General features: G+C 65.9%; 22 protein-coding genes and 1 tRNA gene. 10 read left to right on the forward strand and 13 right to left on the reverse strand.

Annotation, left to right across the window (positions count from 1 at the left end):
- The first annotated feature begins 565 nt into the window (after positions 1-565).
- Positions 566-2,329, forward strand: a complete 1,764-nt coding sequence (locus tag AB3X99_RS11435) for an ABC transporter permease subunit (RefSeq protein WP_069265400.1) — start codon at positions 566-568, stop codon at positions 2,327-2,329.
- A 40-nt stretch (positions 2,330-2,369) separates the two neighbouring features.
- A complete protein-coding gene (locus tag AB3X99_RS11440) occupies positions 2,370-3,719 on the forward strand; it encodes an AAA-associated domain-containing protein (protein ID WP_069265506.1) in 1,350 nt (449 codons plus the stop codon).
- 83 nt (positions 3,720-3,802) lie between these two features.
- Here the strand turns inward: AB3X99_RS11440 and AB3X99_RS11445 are convergent, their stop codons facing one another.
- The 3 genes from AB3X99_RS11445 to AB3X99_RS11455 form a co-directional block, all read right to left on the reverse strand.
- The gene (locus tag AB3X99_RS11445) at positions 3,803-4,297 is read right to left on the reverse strand and encodes a hypothetical protein (protein ID WP_342947991.1); all 495 of its coding nucleotides are present in this window, start codon (positions 4,295-4,297) and stop codon (positions 3,803-3,805) included.
- A 68-nt stretch (positions 4,298-4,365) separates the two neighbouring features.
- Positions 4,366-4,878 (reverse strand): hypothetical protein, encoded by a 513-nt coding sequence (locus AB3X99_RS11450; protein WP_368616971.1) that lies wholly within the window; start codon positions 4,876-4,878, stop codon positions 4,366-4,368.
- 340 nt (positions 4,879-5,218) lie between these two features.
- Complete coding sequence (locus AB3X99_RS11455; protein WP_368616972.1) at positions 5,219-6,301, reverse strand: sigma-54 interaction domain-containing protein; 1,083 nt, start codon at positions 6,299-6,301, stop codon at positions 5,219-5,221.
- 390 nt (positions 6,302-6,691) lie between these two features.
- Between AB3X99_RS11455 and AB3X99_RS11460 the strand changes: the two genes are divergently transcribed.
- The 4 genes from AB3X99_RS11460 (at position 6,692) to otsA (ending at position 11,097) form a co-directional block, all read left to right on the forward strand.
- Positions 6,692-7,009 carry a hypothetical protein gene (locus AB3X99_RS11460; protein WP_368606590.1) on the forward strand — a complete coding sequence of 106 codons (318 nt, stop codon included), beginning with the start codon at positions 6,692-6,694 and terminating at the stop codon, positions 7,007-7,009.
- 309 nt (positions 7,010-7,318) lie between these two features.
- Complete coding sequence (locus AB3X99_RS11465; protein ID WP_069265395.1) at positions 7,319-8,704, forward strand: sigma-54 dependent transcriptional regulator; 1,386 nt, start codon at positions 7,319-7,321, stop codon at positions 8,702-8,704.
- Between the two features lie 477 nt (positions 8,705-9,181).
- A complete protein-coding gene (locus AB3X99_RS11470; protein WP_069265394.1) occupies positions 9,182-9,403 on the forward strand; it encodes a hypothetical protein in 222 nt (73 codons plus the stop codon).
- A 221-nt stretch (positions 9,404-9,624) separates the two neighbouring features.
- Positions 9,625-11,097 carry an alpha,alpha-trehalose-phosphate synthase (UDP-forming) gene (otsA, locus tag AB3X99_RS11475; protein WP_083245302.1) on the forward strand — a complete coding sequence of 491 codons (1,473 nt, stop codon included), beginning with the start codon at positions 9,625-9,627 and terminating at the stop codon, positions 11,095-11,097.
- A gap of 170 nt (positions 11,098-11,267) precedes the next feature.
- Here the strand turns inward: otsA and AB3X99_RS11480 are convergent, their stop codons facing one another.
- The 9 genes from AB3X99_RS11480 to AB3X99_RS11520 all read right to left on the reverse strand — a co-directional run bounded on the left by AB3X99_RS11480 (position 11,268) and on the right by AB3X99_RS11520 (position 17,306).
- Positions 11,268-11,858, reverse strand: a complete 591-nt coding sequence (locus AB3X99_RS11480) for a hypothetical protein (RefSeq protein ID WP_069265393.1) — start codon at positions 11,856-11,858, stop codon at positions 11,268-11,270.
- 110 nt (positions 11,859-11,968) lie between these two features.
- Positions 11,969-13,375 carry an MFS transporter gene (locus AB3X99_RS11485; RefSeq protein ID WP_368616973.1) on the reverse strand — a complete coding sequence of 469 codons (1,407 nt, stop codon included), beginning with the start codon at positions 13,373-13,375 and terminating at the stop codon, positions 11,969-11,971.
- 71 nt (positions 13,376-13,446) lie between these two features.
- Positions 13,447-13,950, reverse strand: a complete 504-nt coding sequence (locus AB3X99_RS11490; protein WP_133181928.1) for a YbhB/YbcL family Raf kinase inhibitor-like protein — start codon at positions 13,948-13,950, stop codon at positions 13,447-13,449.
- 186 nt (positions 13,951-14,136) lie between these two features.
- A complete protein-coding gene (locus tag AB3X99_RS11495; protein ID WP_069265390.1) occupies positions 14,137-14,586 on the reverse strand; it encodes a very short patch repair endonuclease in 450 nt (149 codons plus the stop codon).
- 40 nt (positions 14,587-14,626) lie between these two features.
- Positions 14,627-15,955, reverse strand: coding sequence for a DNA (cytosine-5-)-methyltransferase (gene dcm / locus AB3X99_RS11500; RefSeq protein WP_368616974.1), 1,329 nt, complete (start codon positions 15,953-15,955; stop codon positions 14,627-14,629).
- Between the two features lie 138 nt (positions 15,956-16,093).
- On the reverse strand, positions 16,094-16,357 hold the full coding sequence (locus AB3X99_RS11505; protein ID WP_069265504.1) for a hypothetical protein: 264 nt from the start codon (positions 16,355-16,357) through the stop codon (positions 16,094-16,096).
- Positions 16,358-16,475: 118 nt separating this feature from the next.
- Positions 16,476-16,748 (reverse strand): hypothetical protein, encoded by a 273-nt coding sequence (locus AB3X99_RS11510; protein WP_368616975.1) that lies wholly within the window; start codon positions 16,746-16,748, stop codon positions 16,476-16,478.
- A gap of 116 nt (positions 16,749-16,864) precedes the next feature.
- Positions 16,865-16,939 (reverse strand) — tRNA-Arg (locus AB3X99_RS11515).
- A 184-nt stretch (positions 16,940-17,123) separates the two neighbouring features.
- Positions 17,124-17,306, reverse strand: coding sequence for a rubredoxin (locus AB3X99_RS11520; protein WP_368616976.1), 183 nt, complete (start codon positions 17,304-17,306; stop codon positions 17,124-17,126).
- Positions 17,307-17,539: 233 nt separating this feature from the next.
- On the opposite strand from AB3X99_RS11520, the gene AB3X99_RS11525 reads away from it, so the two are divergent.
- The 4 genes from AB3X99_RS11525 (at position 17,540) to AB3X99_RS11540 (ending at position 24,798) form a co-directional block, all read left to right on the forward strand.
- Positions 17,540-19,468 (forward strand): ATP-binding cassette domain-containing protein, encoded by a 1,929-nt coding sequence (locus tag AB3X99_RS11525; RefSeq protein ID WP_368616977.1) that lies wholly within the window; start codon positions 17,540-17,542, stop codon positions 19,466-19,468.
- 296 nt (positions 19,469-19,764) lie between these two features.
- Positions 19,765-21,756: a DNA topoisomerase IV subunit B gene (locus tag AB3X99_RS11530; RefSeq protein ID WP_368616978.1), complete on the forward strand. Its 1,992-nt coding sequence runs from the start codon at positions 19,765-19,767 to the stop codon at positions 21,754-21,756.
- 38 nt (positions 21,757-21,794) lie between these two features.
- Positions 21,795-24,110, forward strand: coding sequence for a DNA topoisomerase IV subunit A (gene parC / locus AB3X99_RS11535; RefSeq protein WP_368616979.1), 2,316 nt, complete (start codon positions 21,795-21,797; stop codon positions 24,108-24,110).
- 229 nt (positions 24,111-24,339) lie between these two features.
- A complete protein-coding gene (locus AB3X99_RS11540; RefSeq protein WP_069265385.1) occupies positions 24,340-24,798 on the forward strand; it encodes a CopD family protein in 459 nt (152 codons plus the stop codon).
- 39 nt (positions 24,799-24,837) lie between these two features.
- On the opposite strand, the gene AB3X99_RS11545 is transcribed toward AB3X99_RS11540, so the two are convergent.
- Positions 24,838-25,788: a LysR family transcriptional regulator gene (locus AB3X99_RS11545; protein WP_368616980.1), complete on the reverse strand. Its 951-nt coding sequence runs from the start codon at positions 25,786-25,788 to the stop codon at positions 24,838-24,840.
- Positions 25,789-25,904 lie beyond the last annotated feature (116 nt).

Consider the following 25,904-nt stretch of genomic DNA (forward strand, 5'->3'; position numbering starts at 1 on the left):
CAGCACGGCGACACGCGGCGATGAGCGGGGTCGCCGGGGCGTTAAACGCGGTTGGCGCGGCTTCGCGTGAACGGTTCACGCGCGTGCCAGCGTGTGGCGCGCAAGCGACGCCCACTGGCGTTGGCGGCGCGAATGAGGCAAGCGCGGAGGCGGCCCCGGCGTCGTTGTGTCATCAAGGCGTCATCGATGCGTCATCACGATGACGTGCACATCCCGCGCGCGGCGCCTTCTGGAAGCTCTCCAGAAGGCCGGCGAAAGCGCCGCGAAAGCCCGTGTGGTCTGGCTTTCGAGGCGCGCCGGGCGCGGTTGTGAGTGTCATCAAGGTTGTAGTAGTGTCGTGCCGTTTCAGTCGAGGCAAGCCCCCCGCCAGTTGCCAGCCGCAACTGCGGCGCGGGCGGTGCGTACCACCGCGGCATCGTCGCCGTGTCATCAACGCCAACGAAATTCTGAGTCCATGCGCCTTGCCTTTGTCGATCCGCCATCCCCGCAGCTCGTGCAGTGCCTTTCCGGCGGCACGGACGTCAAGTCGTCCGCCTTTCTGAAACCCGGCGCGGAGGGCGTCTGAATGGAGTTCAGCTTCAACCTGAACCGCACGGCCAACGCCTCGGCGTGGCGCGTGCTGCCGAACCGCTGGGACTTCGTGGCGTTCCCGCTGATGATCGGCCTGATCGCGATGGCGGCCGTGGGCTTTCACGAAACGATGGCGCCCATTGCCACGTTGAAGGCGCAGCCCATCTCGCTCGATCCCGCGAACCTGCCCGAGTACGCCATGCGCACCACGCTGCGCATGCTTGCGGCGATGGTGGCGTCGCTGATCTTCACGCTCGTCTACGGCACGCTCGCGGCGAAGAGCCGCCGCGCGGGCCAGGTACTCGTGCCGATTCTCGACATCCTGCAGTCGGTGCCGGTGCTCGGCTACATCTCGTTCACGGTCACGTTCTTTCTCGCGCTCTTTCCCTCGCGCGTGCTGGGGGCCGAGCTCGCGGCGATCTTCGCGATCTTCACGAGCCAGGCCTGGAACATGACGTTCAGCTTCTACCAGTCGCTGCGCACGGTGCCGCGCGATCTGGATGAAGTCTCGCGCGGGTTTCATCTGACCGCATGGCAGCGCTTCTGGAAGCTCGAGGTGCCGTTCTCGATGCCGGGCCTCATCTGGAACATGATGATGTCGATGTCGGGCGGCTGGTTCTTCGTGGTGGCCTCCGAAGCGATCACGGTGGGCAACAACACGATCACGCTGCCGGGTGTCGGCGCGTATCTGGCCCAGGCGATCGCGGAAAAGAACCTGCACGCCGTGGGCTGGGTGATCCTCGCGATGGTCGTCGTGATTCTCGCCTACGACCAGTTCCTGTTCCGCCCGCTCGTCGCGTGGGCCGACAAGTTCCGCATGGAGAACACGAGCTCGGGCGACGCGCCCGAATCGTGGCTGCTCGACCTGATTCGCCGCACCCATCTCATTCATCAACTGCTCGTGCCGCTCGGCTGGCTCTTCGCCAAGGCTGCGCGCATGCCGATCAAGCTGCCGTCGTTTCCGAACGTGACGTTCGCGGCGCCCGTCGCGCGCGGCCGCCCCGGCTTGCGCGCACGCATTGGCGACGCCGTGTGGGCCGTGCTCGTGATCGCATTGACCGTGTTCGTCGTATGGCGCGTGGTGACCTTCGTACGCACGGGTGTGACGCTCGACGAAGTGTGGCACGTGCTCGGCCTCGGCTTCATCACGCTCTTTCGCGTGGTCTTGCTGATCGCTATCGCTTCGGTGATCTGGGTGCCGCTCGGCGTGCTGATCGGCCTGCGCCCGGCGCTCGCCGAGAAGGTGCAGCCGCTCGCGCAGTTCCTCGCGGCGTTCCCGGCGAACCTGCTGTTCCCGGTGTTCGTAATCGTGATCGTGCGCTTTCACCTGAACCCGGACATCTGGCTGTCGCCGCTAATCGTCCTCGGCACCCAGTGGTATATCCTGTTCAACGTGATCGCGGGGGCCAGCGCCTATCCGAACGACTACAAGGAAGCGGCGAAGAACTTCCGCATTCGTGGCTGGCAGTGGTGGCGTCAGGCCATGCTGCCGGGCATTTTCCCGTACTACGTGACGGGCGCCATCACGGCTTCGGGCGGCGCGTGGAACGCGAGTATCGTCGCGGAGTTCGTGCAGTGGGGCGACACGAAGGTCGTCGCGCACGGCCTCGGCGCCTACATCGCGCAGATGACGGCGGCCGGCGATTACCCGAAGATCATCCTCGGCATTGCCGTGATGTCGCTCTTCGTCACGCTGTTCAACCGCCTCTTGTGGCGCCCGCTGTACACGTACGCCGAGTCCCGTCTGCGGCTCGACTGATCGACGACTGATCGAACAACGAATGATCGAAGGTAACGCGATGCAAAACCCCAAGACGCTGAGCGCCGCGCACGGCGATGTGCAGACGGCCCCGAACCCGCCGCGCCTCGGCGAAGAAATTCTGAACGTGAAGGACGTGTGCCGGGGCTTCAAAAAGAACCAGGGCGAGCTGCTCGTGCTCGACGACGCCAACCTCCAGCTGCGCGAGGGCGAGATCGTCGGGCTGCTGGGCCGCTCGGGCTCGGGCAAGTCCACGCTGCTGCGCATCATCGCGGGCCTGATCTCGCCGACCTCCGGCGACGTCACCTGGCGCGGCAAGCCGCTCGAAGGGCCGGCCGAAGGCGTGGCGATGGTGTTCCAGACCTTCGCGCTGTTCCCGTGGCTCACGGTGCTGCAGAACGTGGAAGCGGGCCTCGAAGCGCAGGGCGTAGGCGCAGGCGAGCGCCGCGAACGGGCGCTGGCGGCCATCGACCTGATCGGTCTGGACGGCTTCGAAAATGCGTATCCGCGCGAGCTTTCGGGCGGCATGCGCCAGCGCGTGGGTTTCGCGCGCGCGCTCGTGGTCGACCCGATGCTGATGCTCATGGACGAGCCGTTCTCCGCGCTCGACGTGCTCACGGCCGAAACGCTGCGCACCGACCTGCTCGACCTGTGGACGCAAGGCCGCTTGCCGATCAAGTCGGTGCTGATCGTCACGCACAACATCGAAGAAGCGGTGTTCATGTGCGACCGCATCCTGGTGTTGTCGTCGAATCCGGGCCGCGTGGTGGCCGAGATCAAGGTACCGTTCAAACATCCGCGCAACCGTCTCGACCCGGCGTTCCGCAAGCTCGTGGACGACATCTACGCGAAGATGACCGCGCGTCAGACCGACGAGACGACCAGGAAGGGCCTCGAACTCGGCAGCTGGCTGCCGCGCGTGTCGACCAACCTGATGGCCGGTCTGATCGAAACGCTCGCGATGGCGCCGTATCACGGCCGCGCCGACATGCCGGAAATTGCGCGCTCGCTGCATCTGGAAGTGGACGACCTGTTCCCGATCGCGGAAGTGCTGCAGAACCTCGGTTTCGCCGACGTGCGCGAAGGCGACGTGCTGCTCACGCCGCCCGCGCGCGTGTTCGCGGAGTTCGGCACGCAGGAGCGCAAGATGATGTTCGCCGAACATTTGCTGCGCCACGTGCCGCTCGCGGCGCGCATCAAGAAAGTGCTCAACGAGCGCCCGGGCCATCGCGCGCCGCGCGTGCGTTTCGAGCAGGAGCTGGAGGACTTTCTCTCCGATGGCGCGGCGGAAGAAACGCTCGACACCGTGATCGACTGGGGGCGTTATGGCGAGATCTTCTCGTATAACGACCAGTCGGAAATCTTCAGCCTCGAAGACGTGGAGTCCTGAGCGACGCGCTTTTCGCCAGGCATTAAAAGCGGTCGCGGGGTGCGTTCACCCGGCGACCGTTTTTCGTTTGCGGATGAGGCAGGCTATTGCAGCGTGCCCCAGCGCTCCACCGCGGGCTCGGCCGTGGCCCACTTCCAGCCCGACTGGTCCTGACAGGCGCTCGCGGTGAACCACTGCTCGGGCGCGTCGGCTTTCTCGCCGTCCTGCACCGAGAATACGAAGTCCTTGCACAGCGTGAGGGCGTTGGCGAACGCGCGCGTCACGCGCACCTGGCCGTGGCCGTTCTCCACGGGCAAATCGTGCTTGATGCGCCAGAGGTCCATGCCGCCCACGGGCAGGCGGCCGGCTGTTTCGGCGATCAGTGCCTGCTGGTCCGCGTGCATGTTTTTCATGAAGCGGCCGACGGCTTCGTCGGTGGCCGCCTGCACGGCAATGCCTACGCCGATGCCCACGGCAGGATTCGCCGTGACGATGCCCGTTGCCGCCGCAGCCGCAGCGCCGCTTGCCGCGCCGATCGACGAGCAGCCGCTCGCCGCGAGCGCGATGCCCGCGCAGAGCGCGGCCAGCGCGATGAGCATCACGGGGCGAGCCGTCGACGACTCCGTTGCAACGTGCCGTACGCGCTTCGCGCGCGCGTTCATGCCGTTCATTGCAGCGCACCCCACCGGGCGGTAGCGGGTTCGGCCGAGGCCCACTTCCAGTTGTCGCCGTCGCGGCACACCGATGCGACGAAGAACGCGCTCGAGGCGGGTTTGTCCTTCGTGGCCTCGTGGTCGACGGAGAACACGATCTCCTTGCAGTCGAGCGCACCGCTGCTGATCGTGCGGCTCACCGTGACGCGGCCGTGTTCGTCGTCCTCGATCGGGAACGAGTGCGTGATCGACCATGGCGCGACCGCGCCGACTGCGAGCGGGCCCGCCGCGTGGGCGATGCTGTTCTGGGTGTTGGTGTGGACGACGCGCTCGGAGTACTGCACGCCGGCCTTCGCCGCGGCCACGGCGCCAAGGCCGATGCCGGTCGCCACGGCGGCGTTGCTCGTCACTTTCGAGGCAACCGCTGCGCCGGCGATACCGGCGCCCGTTTGCGCGCCTTCGGAGTAGAGCGAACTGCACGCCGAGCACGCGAGGCTCGCCACCGTGGCGAGCAGCGGGAGCGACATGACGCGTCGCCGGGGAGGATGCGCGGAAGGGCGCGGGCTGCCGCCGGCAATCGTTTCCATGACCGCCGCTGACACCGATGGCGCAACGCGCGCCCGAGCACTTCGTTCTTGCATGATGATTCCCTGCCGCTAGCCGGATAGCGCCGCATTGCGCGGATATCCGGCATGTTTTGCTTACTTGACGTGCTGCGGATTGTGCAGCACGGCATTGCTTACGGGGATAGGTAAAGTGCAAGAAATTGCAAAAGGGCGTGCACGGCAGACCGACCTTTGATCGGTCTGCCGTACTGCTCCCGCCTCGTCGCGCAACGAGCGTGCCGCGATGGACGGGGGAGGGCAATCAGGCTTCGTCCGCGTCCGGCTCGGTGGGCGCTTCGCTTTCGCCATCGTCGGCGCCGTAGCTGCCGAGCCGGTTGTAGAGCGTCTTGAGGCTCACGCCGAGCGTGCGCGCCGCGAGACGCTTGTCGCCGCCGCAGTATTTGAGCGTGCCGAGAATGATCTGCTTCTGCGCATCGGCGAGCGGCGTGCCGATCCAGACGCTCATGGCGTCGCCCTGGGTAACGGGCTTCTTCACGCGCGGCACCAGCTGCGGATGCGCGATCTCCACGACCTTTTCCGCGAGGATGTACGCGCGGTACACGGCGTTTTTCAGTTCGCGCACGTTGCCGGGCCACGACCAGTTGCGCACGGTTTCGAGCGCGCGCTTGCTGAACGCCTTTTGCGTGCCTTCCTGGTCATTCAGTTCGGTGAGGAAATGCTGCGCGAGCAGTTCGCGGTCGCGCTCACGTTCACGCAGCGGCGGCGCGCGCAGCGGAAACACCGCGAGCCGGTACATCAGGTCCTCGCGCAGGCAGTTTTCCTTCACGGCTGTTACGGGGTCGCGGTTGGTGGCGGCGATGATGCGCACGTCGCCGCGAATCGCTTCGTTGCCGCCCACCGGAAAGTACTCGCCGGTTTCGAGCGCGCGCAGCAGCTTCACCTGATGCAGCAGCGACATCTCGGTGATTTCGTCGAGGAACAGCGTGCCGCCGCGCGCGTGCTCGAAGTGGCCGTCGCGCGCCTGCACGGCGCCCGTGAAGCTGCCTTTTTCGTGACCGAACAACTCGGCCTCGATCAGTTCGTCGGGAATCGCGCCGCAGTTGACCGCGATGAACGGGCCGTCGCGGCGTTCGCTGTGGGCGTGGATGGTCCGGGCGATCAGTTCCTTGCCCGTGCCCGATTCGCCGACGATGAGTGCCGTCGCCTCGGTCACGGCCACGCGGTCGATCTGCGCATAAAGATCCAGCATGACCGCCGACGAGCCGTACAGCAGACCGTACGACTGCAATCCCGTGACGCGCGCCTCGGCGTCCGCTGCGGGAGTTCCGTTGTTTTCGCTGTTGCGTTTTGTGGCGGCGGGCGAGCCCGGCTCGATTGACGCCATAGGGATGTTCGTCCTGCAAAGGTAGTGCGGGGCGTTTGCTTCTGCGCGCATCGGCATGCTTCTGCGCGTATCGGCGAACAGGCCCTGCGATCCGGGGCTGGCCGTCCAGGACAGGTGCGGAACTTGCCGCTCCGACGGCCGCGAGGTTTGCGTCTTCGAGCCTGGTATCTCGCTTTCGCGTAAACATTTAACCACTGCCGCGCCTGATAGGGCAATGGACCTGTCCAGGCACAGCGCGAGGGAGTGTGGCACGCATCCTGCTGCGGAACTCGAGAAGCCCGGAGCCGTCTGCATTGGATAGGGGCAGCGGATCGGCCACGCCCCGGGCGATGTCATTCGAGTCAACTCGCGTCTTCCGTCTTTGACGAGGCGTATCTGGGAGAAAGCGATATGTCGAAGAACCGCAGCGGTTTGGTAGGAACCCTCGTAACCGTCGGTGCGCTTGGCGCCATGGCTGGCATGCTGGCCTGGCGTTTCTCGCAGCGTCATCGCATGCAACGGCAAACCTTTTATCGCGATCTGAGCCGCTGGGAAGGCGAAGGCGGCTCACTTGCCGATACCACCGGCAACAACGGGCTGGGCCCGGAAGTGGCCATGGCCGGGGGCGCTTCGGACTTGCCTGCACATGGCGCGAAGGGCCGGATGCCGAATGGCGTGAACGGCGCGAATGGCTCGGCTGGCATGCCGTGGCCGTTTCCGCACAGCTAGAAGGCAGGCGTGGCAGGGCCACGCGAGAGCCGTGCCCGCTTGTCTCGAATAAGTCTATAATAGTGATATCAACAACAATCGAGGTTCGGGCGGCCCGCGGCTGACGGTATTGTTGCTCCGTTGTAGCAAAACCGCGCATATTCAGGCTTTTGCCGTCTTGGGTGTGCGTCCGACCGTTTCGTACTCCACTGCAGCGCAAACACGTGCGTCGCGACTTCCGCGGTGCCGGGCAACGTTGTCCGGCACGCCTGCGAAGGGCGCGGCGCGCGCGCTTTGGAGCCATTCACCTATCAAGGCTGACGAGACGCGATGCCACATGTATTGATTGTCGATGACGATGCGCAAACCCGCGAGGCGCTGGCGGCCGTGGTGAGCGACGACGGGCTCACCACTGCCCAGGCAGGCGACCTGCGCGAGGCGCGCATCCAGCTCGTGCGGCAGACGCCGGACGTGGTCTTCACCGACCTGAAGCTGCCCGACGGCAGTGGCACCGACCTTTTCGAGGATCTCGACCCGCGCTCGGGCGTAGAACTCGTGGTCATCACCGGGCATGCGACGGTCGAGACGGCAGTCGATGCGCTCAAATCCGGCGCGATCGATTACCTGGTCAAGCCGATCAACCTCCAGCGCGTGAAGGCGATCCTGAACCGCCTGCCGCGCGCGGGCGACCTCAAGGCCGAAATCGGCACGCTGCGCGGCGAGTTGCGCCGCATGGGCCGCTTCGGCCTGATGCTCGGCAATTCGCCGACCATGCAGGAGGTCTACGACCAGATCAGCCGTGTTGCGCCGACGCCCGCCTCGGTCATGCTGGTGGGCGAATCGGGCACCGGCAAGGAAGTGGCGGCGCAGACCATCCACCAGTTGAGCCTGCGCCGCAAGCACGAATTCCTCGCGGTGAACTGCGGCGCGATCTCGCCGAACCTGATCGAGTCCGAGATGTTCGGCCACGAGCGCGGCTCGTTCACGGGCGCCGACCGGCAGCACAAGGGCTATTTCGAGCGCGCGAACGGCGGCACGCTGTTCCTCGACGAAATCACCGAAATGCCGATCGAGCTGCAGGTGAAGCTGCTGCGCGTGCTCGAGACCGGCATGTTCATGCGCGTGGGCACGACCAAGGAAATCGAGACCGACGTGCGTCTGATCGCGGCGACCAACCGCGACCCGGAGCAGGCCGTCGCCGAGGGCAAGCTGCGTCTGGACCTTTATCACCGCCTGAACGTGTTTCCGATCAGCCTGCCGCCGCTGCGCGAGCGCGGCAAGGACGTCGAGCTGCTCGCCCAGGCGTTCCTCGACGAGCTGAACGAGCGTCACGGCACGAAGAAGCAGTTTCCCGCGGCGGTGCGCGACATGCTGGCCGCCTACCCGTGGCCCGGCAACGTACGCGAGCTGAAGAACTACGTGCAGCGCGCGCACATCATGTCGGGCAACGACGGCGATTTCACGGCGACGGTGCCGCTGCAGATCTCGCTCTCGAAGCCGATTGCGGGCACGGCGGTGACGATCCCGTTCGGCACCTCGCTTGCCGATGCGGATCGCCAGCTCATCCTCGCGACGCTCGAGCAGTGCGGCGGCGTGAAGACGCGCGCGGCGGAAATCCTCGGCATCAGCCTGAAGACGCTCTATAACCGTCTTGTGGAGTACGGCAACGAAAGCGCCGGCAAGGGCGATGCGCCCGCGCGCGTAGCCGGCGCCTGAGCAGCATGTGCGAGCGCGTCCGCCTGGGCGCGCTCGCACGGGCGGTACGACGCTTGCAGTGTGAGTTTCGCGTCCATGATGAGGAGCGAAAAATGCTGAGCTGCAAATCCAGTGATGCCGTCCGCGTGAAGCCCTGGCTCGCGCATACTCCGCAGCCCGACGAACCGCCGCCGGACCAGCCCGGTGAGCCCGACGTGCCTCCTATTGGCGATCCGCCAGAGCCGCCGGGCGAAGTGCCGCACGCGCGGCCCCGATTCGACCCTTCGGTCTCCTCTCGATTTCGTCGTTCGCCTGGCGCATTGCCCGCCACGTGAGCATCTGCTCGCGCGGCCTTAAGAAGTCATCAGCAGATCCTGATGGTTTTTATGTACTAGTTACAAAGGCCCCACCATTTTTACCGGCGGATTCACGCGGCAAACCCTGGACTATAAAAAAGCGCCACGGCCGCGTGGCCGCCTTCCCGCTGGAGGCATCGACATGAGACATCCTGCCTTGCGCCGCTCCGCACGTTACACGGGCAAGCGTGGCCCGCGCGATTCGCAAGAGAAAAGCAGTCCGCAGCAGTCGAACGCGCCGGACCCCGCGGGCCAGAATCGCGCAGCGCCCGGCGTGCCGCCCGACGGCGAGCACAACCAAGGCGGGGCGCGGGCTGAGGGCATCGAGTACCAGCGCGATCTCGGCTCGGAACAGGACGCCTGATTCGCTTCGAACCGCAGTTCGCCGCGCGCTGTTTGCAGGCCGGTTTCCTGGTCTCGCTAATCACCGGGCATTCCGGACTTGCGCGATTGCCGCGCGGAATTTGCTCGCGCCGTCACTTGCGAGGAAAGATTTTTGCTCCGACCCTGTCGATCCGGCACGCGTCTTGCGTGCGTACCTGAAGCATTGTCTTCGGACCCAACGAAACAGGAGGTAGAGCCGCAATGGGCAGACTGATCGTGGTATCGAATCGCGTTGCGCCGACCCAGGAGGGCCGTCCCGCAGCGGGCGGGCTCGCAGTCGGCGTATTGGACGCGCTCAAGGAAACCGGCGGTGTGTGGTTCGGGTGGAGCGGCGAGACCGTCGCGGAACCGTCCGCACCGGTCATCGAGCAGCAGGGCAGCGTCACCTACGCGACGGTGGGTCTTACCCGGCGTGACTATGACCAGTACTACAAGGGCTTCTCGAATACGACGCTCTGGCCGACGTTCCACTACCGCAACGACCTCGCGCGCTATGAGCGCCAGGAGTACGGCGGTTACCTGCGCGTAAACGTGTCGCTCGCGCGCCAGTTGCAGCCGCTCATCGAGCCCGACGACATCATCTGGGTGCACGACTATCACCTGATTCCGTTCGCGCGCTGCCTGCGCGATCTCGGGGTGAAGAACCCGATCGGCTTCTTCCTGCACATTCCGCTGCCGGTGCCCGAAGTCATGCGCTCGGTGCCGCCGCACGAAGAACTCATGAAGTTCATGTGCCACTACGACGTGGTCGGTTTCCAGACCGACGCGGACCGTCAGGCCTTTCTCGACTACATCGAGCGCGGCGGTCATGGCACCGCAAGCGACGACGGCATGGTCCACGCGTGGGACCGCTTCCTCAAGGTCGGGGCGTACCCGATCGGCATCTATCCGGACGCCATTGCCAAAGCCTCGTCGCAGTTCGCCGACCGCAAGGCCGTGCGCAGCCTGCGCGAAGCCATGCGCGGACGCAAGCTGATCATGAGCGTGGACCGGCTCGATTATTCGAAGGGGCTCGCCGAGCGCTTCCAGGCGTTCGAGCGCCTGCTGCAGAACGGGCCGGGCTGGCATGGCCGCGTCTCGCTCCTGCAGATCGCGCCGCCGACGCGCTCCGACGTGCAGACCTACCAGACGATTCGCCGCAATCTCGAAGGCGAGGCGGGCCGGATCAACGGCCGTTTCGCGCAGCTCGACTGGACGCCGATCCAGTACCTGAACCGCAAGTACGAGCGCAATCTGCTGATGGCGCTGTTCCGCGAGGCGCAGGTGGGCTACGTCGCGCCGCTGCGCGACGGCATGAATCTCGTGGCGAAGGAATACGTGGCGTCGCAGAATCCCGACGATCCCGGCGTGCTGGTGCTTTCGCAGTTCGCGGGCGCGGCCGAACAACTGCCAGGCGCGCTGGTCGTGAATCCGTACGACCTGAACCAGACAGCCGAGGCGCTCGAGCGCGCGCTCTCGATGCCGCACGCCGAGCGCGTCTCGCGATACAACGACATGATGGCGTCGCTGCGCGAGAACAATCTTTCGGTGTGGCGCGATACGTTCCTTGCCGATCTGCGCAGCGTGGCGACGGCCGCTTCGGTCACGGCCAGGGCGCGCAACGCCGCACCGGCGGGGAAAGCTCCCGTGCAAACGAGCGCGCCCGAACAGCCGCATCGCGCAGCGCGCGCGTAGCGACGGGGCGGTGAGCGGCGAGGCGGCGTGACGCCCTTAGCCCTCTAACGTTTTTCTCGACGCAATTGCATCCGCGCGGCGGCCTTCGGGCCGCCGCGTTTTTTTACGTCCGCGAGATCGATACCTGGCGATACCCGTCGATAACCGTCGATCCGCGGCGCAGCGTGCGCTCAGACCCGCTGGCCGCTCGGTGCGGCGAACGGCATCGGCGCGCGGGTCGGATCGAAATCGGCCCAGTGTCCGTCGTGCCATTGGCCCGAAGCGCACTCGATATCGGCGGCGCCGCTGTCGCGCAGCAACTGCGCAGCGAGATCCTGGTTCTCGTAGCAGACGTGCACCGAGAGCAGCACGCCGTCGCTGCGCGTTTCGCGATGCACCCGCTCGTGGTGCGCCGAGATTTGCTGCGCAGCGGCTTTTGCCCCGACGCTCGCGCCGATGCGCGCGCCGATCCAGGCGCCTACGCCGGCCGCGATCACGACCGAAGGCAGCGCAGCCGAGAACGCGCTGAAAATCACCACGCCCACTACGGCGCCCGCCACGGCGCCTGCGGTGATATTGCGGGTGTGATGCGGGTGCCCTGCGGCGAGCGTAGGCGGCGCGCCCATCGCCGTCCCCTGGACGCTGTGGTGCGCATGCTGGCCGCGCGGATTGACGAAGAACAGGTTGACGTCTTCTTCGAGGAAGCCGCCCGCGTACAGCTTTTCGGCGGCGGCTTCGGCGGCGGGAAAGGTCGTGAACCGACCAGCGACGATCAGTGACATGGGAAGCCCCCTTTGCCGGACTCGGCAGGTTGACTCGCCGGGCGCAGCCGCGAATGCGGCTCGCCCTGAATCCATGTTAGTGCCTGCGCGCGCGCAGGGTTAGGCCGCGCTTAGCGCGGCGTGCGCGCCGCGGTGCCCGGCATGAGGCGCAGCAGGCTCACCACTGCCGCGACCGCGGCAAAGGCCGTCGCCACGTAGAGCGCCATGGTCGGCCCGTGTTGCGGTGCCACGCCGAAGATGAGCGCGACGAGCGCCGCGCCGAGCGTTTGCCCGGTGAGGCGCGCGGTGCCGAGCATGCCGCTCGCGCCGCCGCTGCGCTCGCGCGGTGCAGAGGAAAGAATTTGCCGGTTGTTGGGCGACTGGAACACGCCGAAGCCCGCGCCGCACAACGCCATGCGCCAGCAGATATCGAACACCGTGGGATGCGCGCCGAGTGTCGCGAGCAAGAGCAGACCGAGCGCGAAGAGCGCGAGTCCGATGCCGCCAAGCATGCCCGCCGGATATCGGTCGGAGAGCGCGCCCGAGAGCGGCGCGGCGCCGACGATGACGAGCGGCCAGGGCGTCATGAGGAGGCCCGTGTCGACCTGCGAGAAACCGAAGGTCTCCTGCAGCATGAAGGGCAGCGCGACGAACGCGAGCATTTGCGCGCAGAACGAGCACACCGAGGTGCTGATCGACAGTGCGAAGACGGGGTTGGCAAGCAGATCGACGGGCAGGAGCGGCGCGGCCTGCGTGAGCTGGCGGCGCACGAAGAACCAGCCGATCACGATCGCCAGCACGAATTCGAGCGCGACGAGGCGATTGCTCTCGCCGTGGCCGAGGCCGTCGACGGCAAAGATCAGGAGGCCGAACACGATGGCGTTGAGCACGGCGCTCAAATAGTCGTAAGGCGCGGGATGCCGCTCGTTCACGGGCAGCGCGCGCAGGCCCAGCATGAGCGCGGCGATGCCGATCGGCACGTTGATCGCAAAGAGCCAGGGCCACGTCGCGATGGCGAGCACGCCCGAGGCGAGCGTCGGCCCGACCGCCGAGGCGATCGCGACGACCATCGCGTTGATGGCCACGCCCCGGCCGAGCTGCGCGCGCGGATAGATCATGCGCACGAGCGCGGTGTTCACGCTCATGATCCCCGCGCCGCCGAAGCCCTGCACCATGCGTGCGAGGGCGAGTTCGGGCAGCGTGGTCGCCAGCGCGCAGCCGAGCGACGCGACGGTGAACAGCACCATGCCGGCCAGATACACGCGCTTGTAACCGATGCGGTCGCCGAGCGAGGCGAGCGGCAGGAGCGCGATGGTCACCGAGAGCTGATACGCGTTGACGATCCAGATCGAACTTGCCGCGCTCGCGTGAAGATGGCGTGCGATGGTCGGCAACGCGACGTTGGCGATCGCGCCGTCGAGCACGGCGAGCGTGATGCCGAGCGCGACCACGAGGATCGCGTAGTAACGTTGCGGGAAGGGCAGGCCGTTTTCGATGTCGGCGGTGGAATGGGCGGAGCGTTCGGAAAGCGTGGGCATCGACGGGAGAGGCGGCGCGCGATGGACGTGCGCCGCCGGCTGGATGTTGTTTTCTGGTGTTCCGTGGCGGCTTATTTCAGTTCATAGAGCCCGACGTAGGTGGTCGAATCCACCTCGTTCAGATGCGTCATGAAACGCGCTACCGCGTTCGTCGTTTCCGGCGTGACGGGCAGTTGCGCTGCCTTGAGCGCATGCACGCGGAAGATGTAGCGATGGGGTTTGTCGCCGCGCGGGGGCGCCGCGCCGCCGAAGCCGACCGTGCCGTAGTCGTTGTGCACCTGCACCGCGCCCTGCGGAAGCAGGCTGCCGTCGGCCTTGCCGGCGTTGCGGGCGAGCGAGCGCACGTCGGGCGGAATGTTCACCACGACCCAGTGCCAGAAACCGCTGCCCGTCGGCGCGTCCGGATCGTAGACGGTGAGCGCGAAGCTTTGCGTGTCGGCGGGCGGCTCGTCCCACTGCAGCGCGGGCGAAACGTTGTCGCCGTCGACACCGAAGGCCCGGTCGTCGAACTCCTGCGCCTTCGGCATGAAACCGTTGCTGGGAAAGTCATCGGACCAAAGTCGGAAATCAGCCATCGGGTGTCTCCTTCGCTTGGGGTCGTGGGACGGTTGCGCCAGCACGTGTGACGCGTGCAGGTGGGCGCGCAGCCGGTCGATCGAGTTTATCACCGCGGGCCCTACAGGCAGGGCCAGCTTCGCAGCGCGAGATGCGCAGCGCATCGGCTTGCGGTCACGTTTCGCGTGACATGTCGCGAGGGCGTGTTACGACCGCGCCTCGAACCAGGTCGACGACTCGTCTTCGAGCCATGCGGCCAGCCGCTCGACGACCGCTTGCGGATCGTGCTGCGCGCCACGCAACGCGCATTCCCAGATCACTGCCACGCGCCAGCCCTGGGCTGCGAGCGCGGCGAGCGCCTTGGCGTCGTTCAGTCGGTTGCGCGCGATCTTCTCGCGCCAGAACTCGGGGCGCGTTTGCGGCCACTTGAAGAGCGCGCAGTTGTGGCCGTGCCAGAAGCAGCCGTGCACGAACACCACGGCGCGCCGGCGCGGCAGCACGATGTCGGGCCGGCCCGGCAGCTCGCGCACGTTCAGGCGAAAGCGAAAGCCGCGCCGGTGCAGCAGACTGCGGATCAGCTTTTCGGGCTTCGTGTTGCGTCCGCGTATGCCGGACATCATCCGGCTGCGGGTCGCCGTATCGACGACGTCCACCATCGTCTGTCGCCTCGCTTCGGTTGGCCGTGGCGCGCGCCGGTCAGCGGCCTCCCGCCGTGGCCGTCGCCGAGGCCGCGTTGCGCTTGGCGCGCGTGGTGCGCGCGACGGCGGGAACCGTCGTCGCTTGCGCACGCGGTGCTTCGTGCCGTGCGGCCAGTATCGCGTCGAGATGCGGCATCATCGTGCGCGCGACTTCGCGCATCACCGGCATCACCACGCTGTTGCCGAACTGGCGGTACGCCTGGGTGTCGCTCACTGGAATGCGGAAGGTGTCGGGCAGACCCATCAGCCGCGCGCACTCGCGCGGCGTGAGGCGGCGCGGGCGCAATCCTTCGCCTTGATAGACGAGGATCTCCGAGCCGTCCTTGTGATAGCGCGCAGAAAGCGTGCGCGTGACGCTGTCGGGAAACGCGAGGCCGAAGCCAAAGCCGTTGCCGGCCGCGCGATGCTTCTCGGCGTATTGCTGCAGATAGGCCCAGAGCCCCGGCGTGAGCGTGTACTTCGGCTGCACGCGGCGCGCGCCGTGATCGAAGAAGCGCTCGCCGTCCCACGGCAGCAGCGGCTCGCAGCCGTCGGTACGGTGCAGGATCGAGGCGAGCCGCGGGCCTTCCTCGGGTAGCGCGAGCGCGTCCCACGAAAACGCCGCCGGCTCGCGAAAACCGACGATGATGATGCGTTCGCGATGCTGCGGCGTGAAATGGCTTCCGTCGATCACGCGGTAGTGCACGTCGTAGCCGAGTTCGTCGCGCAGCACCTGGAGGATCACGTCGAACGTGCGGCCACGGTCGTGCGAGACGAGGTTCTTCACGTTCTCGAGCAGGAAGGCGGCGGGCCGCTTCTCGGCGATGATGCGCGCGACGTCGAAGAACAGCGTGCCCTGCGTGGTGCAGGCAAAGCCGTGCGGACGGCCAAGCGCGTTCTTCTTGCTCACCCCCGCGATCGAGAACGGCTGGCACGGAAAGCCCGCGAGCAGGACGTCGTGATCGGGGACGTCGGCGGCGTCCACGGCCGTAATGTCGCCGATGAACGGATGATCCTCGCCGTAGTTTTCCAGATAGGTCTTGCGCGAGAACGGATTCCATTCGCTCGTGAAGACGCACTCGCCGCCGTGGGCCTCGAACCCCTTGCGAATGCCGCCGATGCCGGCGAACAGGTCGATGAAGCGAAAGCGCGCCGCGCCGCCATTGGCGTGAGCGCCGCCTTGCAGCAGTTCGCGCAGTGCGGCTTCGAGCATCGCGGGGCAGGGCGTCTCGCCTTTTTCCCAACGCCGCACGGTCTTCACGTCGCGGCCGACGTGTGTGGCGATCTGCTGTTGCGTGAAACGCTTGCGTGCCTGCTGGAGCAGGTCTCTCGGTTCGGCCGTGAGCACGGAGTCCTCGTTAGGGTATTTTTGCGGACATTATGACCGATGGTCGACCCGCGGCACCAGGAATTCCCGATGTGCGTGCGCGGACGTGCGCCGCGCAGGCGAATGCCTGCACGCGCGAGCGTTGAATACAGCGGGAAGTCAGGAGTGTTGCGGGCCGGCGTTTGCCTGCTTCGCGAGGGCCGCGGAGGCCGAGGCGACGTTTAGCTCGTGCAGGTCGAGGATGAGCAGCAGGCTGTCGATTTCGCACAGCTGGCCCTTGTTCACGTGACCGGTGTCGAGCAGGCGGTGCAGGCGCTGGCGCCAGTAGAGCGCGGGGAGAATCGGCCCGCCGAAGTCGCCGGCGAGTGACAGCGGCATCACGCGGCGAATGTGCGCGATATCCTGATCGATGAGGGTCGACATCATATGACCGGCGGGGAGGGGACGCGTGGAGTCCATGAAGGCCTTTACGGCACTATTTTTCCCTACTTTAGGGTTATTTAACTCGGTATTTACCCGTAATTAGCCGGTCAGCTTCCGTTTATTCGGCAGCCGGCGGCGTCGCGCCTTGCACCTGGGCCGCGCTTTCGAAGAAACGCCGCGTCGCTTCGAACGAGTTCAGCATCTGCTCGGGCCAAGGCGTCTGCAGCATGACGGCCTGGTGGTTCTCGAACGCGGCGCCCAGCTGGCGGGCGAGTTCGGGCGAATTGAGGTGGCGCAGCAGCACGCTCACGACGATGGCGGTGGCCTGGCTGGCTCCGGCCGTCTGCAGTTCGGAAGCGGTGAGGGCGGCGACTTGCTTGTTGATGTCCATGGAAAACCTGCTCGGGAAAGAGGGTGCGCGAGTGCGCGAAAGAGACGGGACGGGAATCTGCGAACCGGTTGCGGATTTCGCGGCCCGGCCTGCGCGGCTCGGGATGGCCCAGCGGCTGGTCCCCCTGGCAGGAATCGAACCTGCATCTAGCGCTTAGGAGGCACTTGTTCTATCCATTGAACTACAGGGAGCGCGAGGTCGAGCATGGCTCCGTTCGATCGCCATGTTTCCCAAGTGACCCGTCATGGCGCGGAGCGGCGCGCGAACCGGTTCGGCCTTGCAGGTCCGAGCGATATCGCGGCGCAGGGCCCAGAGTATAGCAAACGTGTTCGGGCGCGAAAATGACGCCCTTTAGCTGCGTGGGAATCGTCGCAATCAGAACTCGACGACGGCGAATTCCGCCTTGCCCACGTCGCACAGCGGGCAGCGCCAGTCGTCGGGTATTTCCGCAAAGCGCGTGCCGGCGGAGATGCCTTCGTCGGGCAGACCTTCTTCCTCGTTGTAGATCCAGCCGCAGATCAGGCAGACCCAGCTCTTGTACTCGATTACTTCGCTCACAGCGTGTCCTTCGTCTAGTCGATTCGATGCTTGACCCTTCATGCGGCCCTTTATGTGCAAGGCTGGGCGGCGCGGGCGACCCGCGATGTTACCGGAAAACGGCTCGCGTGCTGCCGCGCTAAAGGGAAGCTAAACGCGGAAGCCCGGCCTGCGCGGCCCGACCTCCGCGGCCCGACCTGCGCGGCCCGGTACAATGCCCCCTTCAGGTCCACCGCACGCATCGCTTTCCATCCATGTCGCTTTACACCATCACAGACGCGCAACTGGCGTTCGGCCACGTCGCGCTGCTCGACCACGCGGACTTTTCGCTCGAAGCCGGCGAGCGCGTCGGGCTGATCGGCCGCAACGGCGCGGGCAAGTCGTCGCTGCTCACGATCGTCGCCGATCTCGCCAGGCCCGACGACGGCCTCGTCACGCGCCAGCAGGCGCTTTCGACCGTCTACGTGCCGCAGGAGCCCGACTTCGACGCCGACGCCACGGTCTTCGACACCGTCGCCTCGGGCCTCGCCGACGTGCGCGCGCTGCTCGACGAATACGACACGGTCGCGCACAAGCTCGCGGACACGCCCGAAGGCGCCGAACACGACGCACTGCTCGCGCGCATGAACACGCTGCAATCGTCGCTCGATCATGCCGACGCCTGGAGCTGGCGCACGCGCGTTGCCACGACGCTCGCGCAGATCGGCCTCGAAGGCGAAGCCCGCGTGGGCGCGCTCTCGGGCGGCATGCAAAAGCGCGTGGCACTCGCCCGCGCGCTCGTTGTGCAGCCCGATATCCTGCTGCTCGACGAACCGACCAACCACCTCGACTTCGACGGCATCCGCTGGCTCGAGGAACTGCTCGTGGCACAGCGTTCGAGCCTGCTCTTCATCACCCACGACCGCGCGTTTCTCGACCGCGTGGCCACGCGCATCGTCGAACTCGATCGCGGCAAGCTGCTTTCGTATCCGGGCAACTTCTCGCAGTACCAGGAGCGCAAGGCGCAGCAGCTCGAAGTCGAGCGCGTGGAGAACGAGAAGTTCGACAAGCTGCTCGCGCAGGAAGAAGTGTGGATCCGCAAGGGCGTGGAAGCGCGGCGCACGCGCAGCGTGGGACGTATCGCGCGCCTCGTGCAGATGCGCAGCGAGCACGCCGAGCGCCGCAACGTGCAGGGCAACGTGAAGCTCGACGTCGCGCAGGGCGAGAAGTCCGGCAAGATCGTCGCCGAACTCACGGACGTGACCAAGCGCTATGGCGGCCGCACGATCGTCGATAACTTCTCGTCGACGGTCATGCGCGGCGACAAGATCGGCTTCGTCGGTCCGAACGGCGCCGGCAAGACCACGCTGCTGAAGCTGATTCTCGGCGAGTTGAAGCCCGATGAAGGCACTGTGCGCGTGGGCACGAACCTGCAGGTCGCGTACTTCGACCAGATGCGCGCGCAGCTCGACATGGAAAAGAGCCTCGCCGATACCATCAGCCCCGGCAGCGACTGGGTCGAGATCAACGGCGCGAAGAAGCACGTCATGAGCTATCTCGGCGACTTCCTGTTCGCGCCCGAACGTGCGCGCTCGCCCGTGAAGTCGCTTTCGGGCGGCGAGCGTAACCGTCTGCTGCTCGCGCGTTTGTTCGCGCGGCCCGCGAACGTGCTGGTGCTCGACGAACCGACCAACGACCTCGACATCCCGACGCTCGAACTGCTCGAAGAGTTGCTCACCGACTACGACGGCACCGTGCTGCTCGTCTCCCACGACCGCGCGTTCCTCGACAACGTGGTGACGTCGGTGATCGCGTCCGAGGGCGAGGGCAAGTGGCGCGAGTACGTGGGTGGCTTCACCGACTGGCAAACGCAGAGCACGCGTGCGCAGGAGATTGCCGAGGCGCGCGCGCCGAAAGAAGCGGCTGCTGCGGCTGCCGCTCCCAAGGAGAGCGCGGCGGGCCGCAATGCGCAACGTACTGTGAAGCTTTCGTTCAAGGAGCAGCGCGAGCTCGAGGACCTGCCCAAGCGTATCGAGGCGCTGGAGACCGAGCAGAAGACGATCGGCGCGAAGATCGAGGACGGGTCGATCTTTGCGAAGGACGCGGCCGAAGGCACGCGGCTCACCGAGCGCTACGCGGCGATCGACGAGGAATTGCTCGTTGCGCTGGAGCGGTGGGAGGAGCTGGAGAGCAAGCGCAAGTGATGCGAGACAAAGCGGCCTGATGAAGGCCGCTTTTTTTAAGGCGGGCGGCCCTTACTCATCCGTTCAGCCAGCCAACCCCCAAGCAAATTGCCGTGCGAGCCCAAATCAGTACAATACCTCGCGAATTCGAACAACTGCGCGAACCACTGCGCCGCCGCGAGCGCACCTGCCACCGCGGCGCGCAGCTGGTTCACCTCGTTGTTTCGTATCGGTTTTTTTGAACGCTCAACGCGTTTTCCCCGCAGATGTCCACAGGACCTGTGGACAAGCGCGCGGACAACCCCCTGTGGATCACCATGTCAACGAAGAAGTCCAACGCTGGAAACACTGGCTATAGCGAAGCGTCGATCAAGGTGCTCAAGGGCCTCGAGCCCGTCCGGCAGCGGCCGGGCATGTATACGCGCACCGAGAATCCGCTGCACATCATCCAGGAAGTCATCGACAACGCCTCGGACGAAGCGCTCGGCGGCTATGGCAAGCGCATCACCGTGACGCTGCACGCCGACCATTCCGTCTCCGTCGAGGACGACGGCCGCGGCATTCCGTTCGGCCTGCACCCCGAAGAGAAGGTGCCCGTCGTCGAAATCGTCTTCACGCGCCTGCACGCGGGCGGCAAGTTCGACAAGGCCGCCGGCGGCGCCTATACGTTCTCGGGCGGCTTGCACGGCGTGGGCGTCTCGGTCACCAATGCGCTGTCCACGCGCCTCGACGTGACCGTCTGGCGCGACGGCAAGGTCGCCGAAATCGGTTTCTCTGACGGCAACGTCACGAAGCAACTCACTACGCGCAACGCCGCGCGCGACGACAAGAAGAGCGGCACGCGCGTGACCGCTTGGGCCGATCCCAGGTATTTCGACTCGCCCAATCTGCCGCTCGGCGAACTGCAACGTCTGCTGCGCTCGAAGGCCGTGTTGCTGCCGGGCGTCGAGGTCGAACTCGTCATCGAGAAGACCGGCGAGCGCCAGACCTGGAAGTATGAAGACGGCCTGCGCGGCTATCTGCTCGAAGGCATGGGCGGCGCCGACCTGCTGATCCCGCTGTTCGAAGGCGAGCGCTACGCCGACGCGCGCACCACCGACGACACCTTCGCCGAAGGCGAGGGCGCCGCGTGGGTCGTGGCGTGGAGCGAGGAAGGCTCGCTCACGCGCGAGTCGTACGTGAACCTGATCCCAACGCCCGCGGGCGGCACGCACGAAAGCGGCCTGCGCGACGGTCTGTTCCAGGCCGTGAAGAGTTTCGTCGAATTGCACAATCTCCAGCCGAAAGGCGTGAAGCTGCTGCCCGAAGACGTCTTCGCGCGCGTCTCGTTCGTGCTCTCGGCCAAGGTGCTCGACCCGCAGTTCCAGGGGCAGATCAAGGAGCGCCTGAACAGCCGCGACGCCGTGAAGCTCGTGTCGTCTTTTTCGCGTCCGGCTCTGGAGCTGTGGCTCAACCAGCACGTCGAGCACGGCAAGAAGCTCGCCGATCTCGTCATCAAGCAGGCGCAGGCGCGCACGCGCGCGGGCCAGAAGGTCGAGAAGCGCAAGAGCTCGGGCGTGGCCGTGCTGCCCGGCAAGCTCACCGACTGCGAATCGACCGATATCGCACGCAACGAACTCTTCCTGGTCGAGGGCGACTCGGCCGGCGGCTCCGCGAAGATGGGGCGCGACAAGGAGTACCAGGCCATCCTGCCGCTGCGCGGCAAGGTGCTCAACACGTGGGAGACCGAGCGCGACCGGCTCTTTGCGAACAACGAAGTGCACGATATTTCGGTGGCGATCGGTGTCGATCCGCACAGCCCCGACGAGACGGTCGATCTTTCGAATCTGCGCTACGGCAAGATCTGCATTCTCTCCGATGCCGACGTCGACGGCTCGCACATCCAGGTACTGCTGCTCACGCTCTTCTTCAAGCATTTCCCGCAGCTCATCGAGCGCGGCCACGTGTGTGTGGCGCGCCCGCCGCTGTTCCGTGTCGATGCGCCCGCGCGTGGCAAGAAGTCCGCGCAGAAGCTCTACGCGCTCGACGAAGGCGAACTCGAAGCGATCCTCGACAAGCTGCGCAAGGACGGCGTGCGCGAAACGCAATGGACCATCAGCCGCTTCAAGGGCCTGGGCGAAATGAGCGCCGAACAGCTCTGGGACACGACGATGAACCCCGACACGCGGCGTCTCTCGCCCATCGCGCTCGGCGACCTCGACTACGAGTCCACGGTTGCGCGCATGACGATGCTCATGGGCAAGGGCGAAGCGGCCTCGCGCCGTTCCTGGCTCGAAGAGAAGGGCAACGAAGTCGAAGCGGATATCTAAGCGCACGCGCCCATACAAGATTACGGAACGATTGAAACATGGACGATCTCTTTGCTGAAGTGACGGACGCCCCGAACGGCGACACGCTCACGCTCGGCCACTACGCGGAACGCGCCTATCTCGACTACGCGGTGAGCGTGGTGAAGGGCCGCGCGCTGCCCGACGTCTGCGACGGCCAGAAGCCGGTGCAGCGGCGCATTCTGTTCGCGATGAACGAAATGGGCCTCGGCGACAACGCCAAGCCCGTGAAGTCCGCGCGCGTGGTGGGCGACGTGCTCGGCAAGTACCACCCGCACGGCGACCAGTCGGCCTACGACGCGCTCGTGCGCCTCGCTCAGGACTTCTCGATGCGCTATCCGCTCATCGACGGCCAGGGCAATTTCGGCTCGCGCGACGGCGACGGCGCGGCGGCCATGCGCTACACCGAAGCGCGGCTGACGCCCATCGCCAAGCTGCTGCTCGACGAAATCGACATGGGCACTGTCGATTTCATGCCGAACTACGACGGCTCGTTCCAGGAGCCGAAGACGCTGCCCGCGCGCCTGCCGATGCTGCTGCTCAACGGCGCGTCGGGGATTGCGGTGGGTCTCGCTACCGAAATCCCGTCGCATAACCTGCGCGAAGTCGCGTCGGCGGCGGTGGCGATGATTCGCAACCCGAAGCTTTCGCATGCGGAGATCATGGAAAAGCTGCCGGGGCCCGATTTCCCGGGCGGCGGCCAGATCATTTCGAGCGATGCGGAAATTGCGGCGGCTTACGAGTCGGGCCGCGGCAGCCTCAAGGTGCGCGCGCGCTGGAAGATCGAGGACCTCGCGCGCGGCCAGTGGCAGCTCGTGGTGACCGAGCTGCCGCCGAACACCTCGGGCCAGAAGGTGCTCGAAGAGATCGAGGAACTCACGAACCCGAAGCTCAAGCTCGGCAAGAAGACGCTCACACCCGAGCAGCTGCAGAGCAAGCAGACCATGCTCGGGCTGCTCGACGCCGTGCGCGACGAGTCGGGCAAGGACGCGCCCGTGCGCCTCGTGTTCGAGCCGAAGACGAGCCGCATCGACCAGGCCGAGTTCGTCAACTCGCTGCTCGCGAACACGAGCCTCGAATCGAACGCATCGCTCAATCTCGTGATGATCGGCGCCGATGGCCGTCCGCGCCAGAAGGGCATCAGCGAGATTCTGGGCGAGTGGATCGGCTTCCGCTTCGCCACGGTCACGCGCCGCACGCAGCACCGCCTGACGAAGGTCGACGACCGCATCCATATCCTCGAAGGGCGGATGATCGTCTTCCTCAATATCGACGAGGTGATCCGCATCATCCGCGAGTCGGACGAGCCCAAGAGCGCGCTGATGAGCGCGTTCGGGCTTTCCGAGCGCCAGGCCGAGGACATTCTTGAAATCCGTCTGCGTCAGTTGGCGCGGCTCGAGAAGATCAAGATCGAGAAGGAACTCGCGGAGCTGCGCGAAGAGAAGGCGAAGCTCGAAGAGCTGCTCGCGAACGATGCTTCGATGAAGCGGCTCATCGTGAAGGAGATCGAAGCCGACGCGAAGCAGTACGGCGACGATCGCCGCACGCTCATTCAGCAGGAAAAGCGGGCGAGCTTCGAAGCGCGCGTGGTCGACGAGCCGGTCACGGTCGTCGTCTCGCAGAAGGGCTGGGTGCGTGCGCTCAAGGGCCACGGGCTCGATACGCAAGGTTTCACCTTCAAGGCCGGCGACGCCCTCTATGCGGCGTTCCAGTGCCGCACGCCCGATACGCTGATCGCGTGGGGCAGCAATGGCCGCGTCTATTCGGTGTCGATTGCGAATCTGCCTGGCGGCCGCGGTGACGGTGTGCCGGTCACGTCGCTCATCGAACTCGAAGCGGGCACGCATCTGCTGCATTACTTTGCGGCGAACGCGGAACAGCAATTGCTGCTGGCGTCGAGCAACGGCTTCGGCTTCATCGCGAAGATCGGCGACATGGTGAGCCGCGTGAAGGCAGGCAAGGCGTTCATGACGATCGACGAGGGCTGCGTGCCGCTCGCGCCGATGCCGATGCTGCCCGACGCGCTGCAGGTGGCGTGTCTGTCGTCGGGCGGTCGTTTGCTGGTGTTCGGCCTCGACGAGATGAAGACGCTCTCCGGCGGCGGGCGTGGCGTCACGCTCATGCAGCTCGACGACAACGAGAAGCTGGTGCAGGCGCTCGCGATCAGCGCGGCGGGCGTCGTGCTCGTGGGCACGGGCCGCGGCGGCAAGGCGACCGAGGACCTGATGGCGGGCGCGGTGCTGGCCCCGCAGATCGGCAAGCGCGCACGCAAGGGCCGCGCGCCGGACTCGAAGCTCAAGGTCGTGACGGGCATGCGTCCGGTGTTGCCGCAGTAACTTAGCTGCTCTGCATGGCGCCGGAGCGCTCTGCGTGGGACCGGAGTAAGCGCTGAAGCGCTAACTCCGGATCGCAAAGTGCTAAAGCGCTAACTCCGGCCGACACATATCCGGCGCGAATCGCGGCGCGGCATGGAATAATGCCGCGCAAAGGCATGGGACGGGAGTGCGTTGCACTCGCTCCCGTCGACATGCCGCCGATAACGACACGTTACGAGGGAAATCAAGCATGGGCCACGCGATCGCAGTCGCGCTCTTTCTGCATCTGCTGGGCGTCGCCGTCTGGGTGGGCGGCATGATCTTCGCGCATTTCTGTTTGCGCCCGGCGCTCGAAGACCTCTCGCCGCAGCTGCGTCTGCCGCTCATCGAATCGGTGTTCGGCCGCTTCTTCAACTGGGTGGGCGTCTCGGTCATCGTGATCCTGCTGACCGGCGGCTTCCTGCTCATGCAGTCCGGCGGCGAGCATGCCACCTGGCAACTGCACGCCATGGCGGGCCTGGGCGTATTGATGATGCTGATCTTCGGCCACATCCGCTTCGCCGTGTTCCCGCGCATTCGCCGCGCCGTGCAGGCGCAGAAGTGGCCCGACGGCGCGCGCGCAGTGGGCACCGTGCGCCGGCTCGTCGTCATCAATCTCGTGCTGGGTATCGTGACGATCGGCGTCGCGGTGCTCGCGCGCGGGTTCTAATCGTTTCTCCTGCAACGTTCGCGGTCTGCGCTTGACGCACTACAGGCGCTCCGCGAGCGCATGACGCTGCATGCAGCGCTCCATCGCGTCGAAGAACGCTTCTTCGGCCGCATTGCGCTTGCGTTCGCGATGCCACAGCAAGTGGATATCGACGTCCACGAGCCCTTCCTCCGGCGGCAGCCGCCACAGGCGCTGCCGCGCCAGATCGTCCCGCACCGTATGCTCGGGCAGGCAGCCAATGCCGTAGCCCGCAAAGATCAGCCGCCGCACCTCGTCCAGACTCGGTGACGACGCCACGATCCGCCCCGTGAAGCCGCGCTGGTCGCGAAACACGGTGAGCGGCGACAGGCTGTCGCCAATCTGGTCGCTCGTGAAGGAGACGAAGTTCTCCGCGAGCAGGTCGTCCATCGTCAGCTGAGAAAGCCCGAAGAGCCGGTGATGCCGCCCGCAGAACATCGCGTAGCGCTGGCGCAGAAAGCAGCGCATGTCCAGCTTGTCGATGGGCGTGCGGCACAGGCTCAGGCCCGCGGTCGCGGTTTTCTGCAGCAGCGACGAGATGATGTCCGACGAGCGCATCACTTCGATCTGCAAGTCGATGCGCGGGTAGGCCGTGTGGAATTCCGCGAGAAATTCGTCGTACACGCGCGACTCGATGCGGCTCACCGTGAGCAGGCGGATCGAGCCGGTGATGTCGGCGGTGCGCTCGTCGAGCTCGGTTTCGAGCTGGGAAATCGTGCCGTAAATGTCGCTTGCAATGCGATAGACCTCTTCGCCCGCCTCGGTCGGCACGAACTGCGCGCCGCGGCGCTCGATGAGCTTGCGGCCGAGCGCGTCTTCGAGGCGCTTGAGCGCCTGGCTCACGGCCGGCTGCGTGACATAGAGCCGGGCGGCGGCGCGGCTCAGGCTGCGCTCCTGCATGATCGCGAGGTAGGTGCGCAGCAGGTTCCAGTCAAGACGGTCGTTGAGAAAGCGGGTGGTGTCGGCGCGCATGGGCGGCTCCCGGCGCAAGGGTGCGCCAAGGGTATTAGTTAAATTTATGTGCAGAATAATAACGCGAAATTTGACTAATGATTTGTGGCTGGCGATAAAGCGTGCATGCAACACGA

Origin of the sequence: Paraburkholderia sp. BR10882, assembly GCF_040948855.1 — a bacterium.
In the GTDB taxonomy this organism is placed as follows: Bacteria; Pseudomonadota; Gammaproteobacteria; order Burkholderiales; family Burkholderiaceae; genus Paraburkholderia; species Paraburkholderia nodosa_A.

Coding starts and splice junctions, on each gene's coding strand:
- AB3X99_RS11435 (WP_069265400.1), top strand. CDS start 566: ATGGAGTTCAGCTTCAACCTGAACCGCACGGCCAACGCCTCGGCGTGG.
- AB3X99_RS11440 (WP_069265506.1), top strand. CDS start 2,370: ATGCAAAACCCCAAGACGCTGAGCGCCGCGCACGGCGATGTGCAGACG.
- AB3X99_RS11445 (WP_342947991.1), bottom strand. CDS start 4,297: ATGCTCATCGCGCTGGCCGCGCTCTGCGCGGGCATCGCGCTCGCGGCG.
- AB3X99_RS11450 (WP_368616971.1), bottom strand. CDS start 4,878: ATGTCGCTCCCGCTGCTCGCCACGGTGGCGAGCCTCGCGTGCTCGGCG.
- AB3X99_RS11455 (WP_368616972.1), bottom strand. CDS start 6,301: ATGGCGTCAATCGAGCCGGGCTCGCCCGCCGCCACAAAACGCAACAGC.
- AB3X99_RS11460 (WP_368606590.1), top strand. CDS start 6,692: ATGTCGAAGAACCGCAGCGGTTTGGTAGGAACCCTCGTAACCGTCGGT.
- AB3X99_RS11465 (WP_069265395.1), top strand. CDS start 7,319: ATGCCACATGTATTGATTGTCGATGACGATGCGCAAACCCGCGAGGCG.
- AB3X99_RS11470 (WP_069265394.1), top strand. CDS start 9,182: ATGAGACATCCTGCCTTGCGCCGCTCCGCACGTTACACGGGCAAGCGT.
- otsA (WP_083245302.1), top strand. CDS start 9,625: ATGGGCAGACTGATCGTGGTATCGAATCGCGTTGCGCCGACCCAGGAG.
- AB3X99_RS11480 (WP_069265393.1), bottom strand. CDS start 11,858: ATGTCACTGATCGTCGCTGGTCGGTTCACGACCTTTCCCGCCGCCGAA.
- AB3X99_RS11485 (WP_368616973.1), bottom strand. CDS start 13,375: ATGCCCACGCTTTCCGAACGCTCCGCCCATTCCACCGCCGACATCGAA.
- AB3X99_RS11490 (WP_133181928.1), bottom strand. CDS start 13,950: ATGGCTGATTTCCGACTTTGGTCCGATGACTTTCCCAGCAACGGTTTC.
- AB3X99_RS11495 (WP_069265390.1), bottom strand. CDS start 14,586: ATGGTGGACGTCGTCGATACGGCGACCCGCAGCCGGATGATGTCCGGC.
- AB3X99_RS11505 (WP_069265504.1), bottom strand. CDS start 16,357: ATGTCGACCCTCATCGATCAGGATATCGCGCACATTCGCCGCGTGATG.
- AB3X99_RS11510 (WP_368616975.1), bottom strand. CDS start 16,748: ATGGACATCAACAAGCAAGTCGCCGCCCTCACCGCTTCCGAACTGCAG.
- AB3X99_RS11525 (WP_368616977.1), top strand. CDS start 17,540: ATGTCGCTTTACACCATCACAGACGCGCAACTGGCGTTCGGCCACGTC.
- AB3X99_RS11530 (WP_368616978.1), top strand. CDS start 19,765: ATGTCAACGAAGAAGTCCAACGCTGGAAACACTGGCTATAGCGAAGCG.
- parC (WP_368616979.1), top strand. CDS start 21,795: ATGGACGATCTCTTTGCTGAAGTGACGGACGCCCCGAACGGCGACACG.
- AB3X99_RS11540 (WP_069265385.1), top strand. CDS start 24,340: ATGGGCCACGCGATCGCAGTCGCGCTCTTTCTGCATCTGCTGGGCGTC.
- AB3X99_RS11545 (WP_368616980.1), bottom strand. CDS start 25,788: ATGCGCGCCGACACCACCCGCTTTCTCAACGACCGTCTTGACTGGAAC.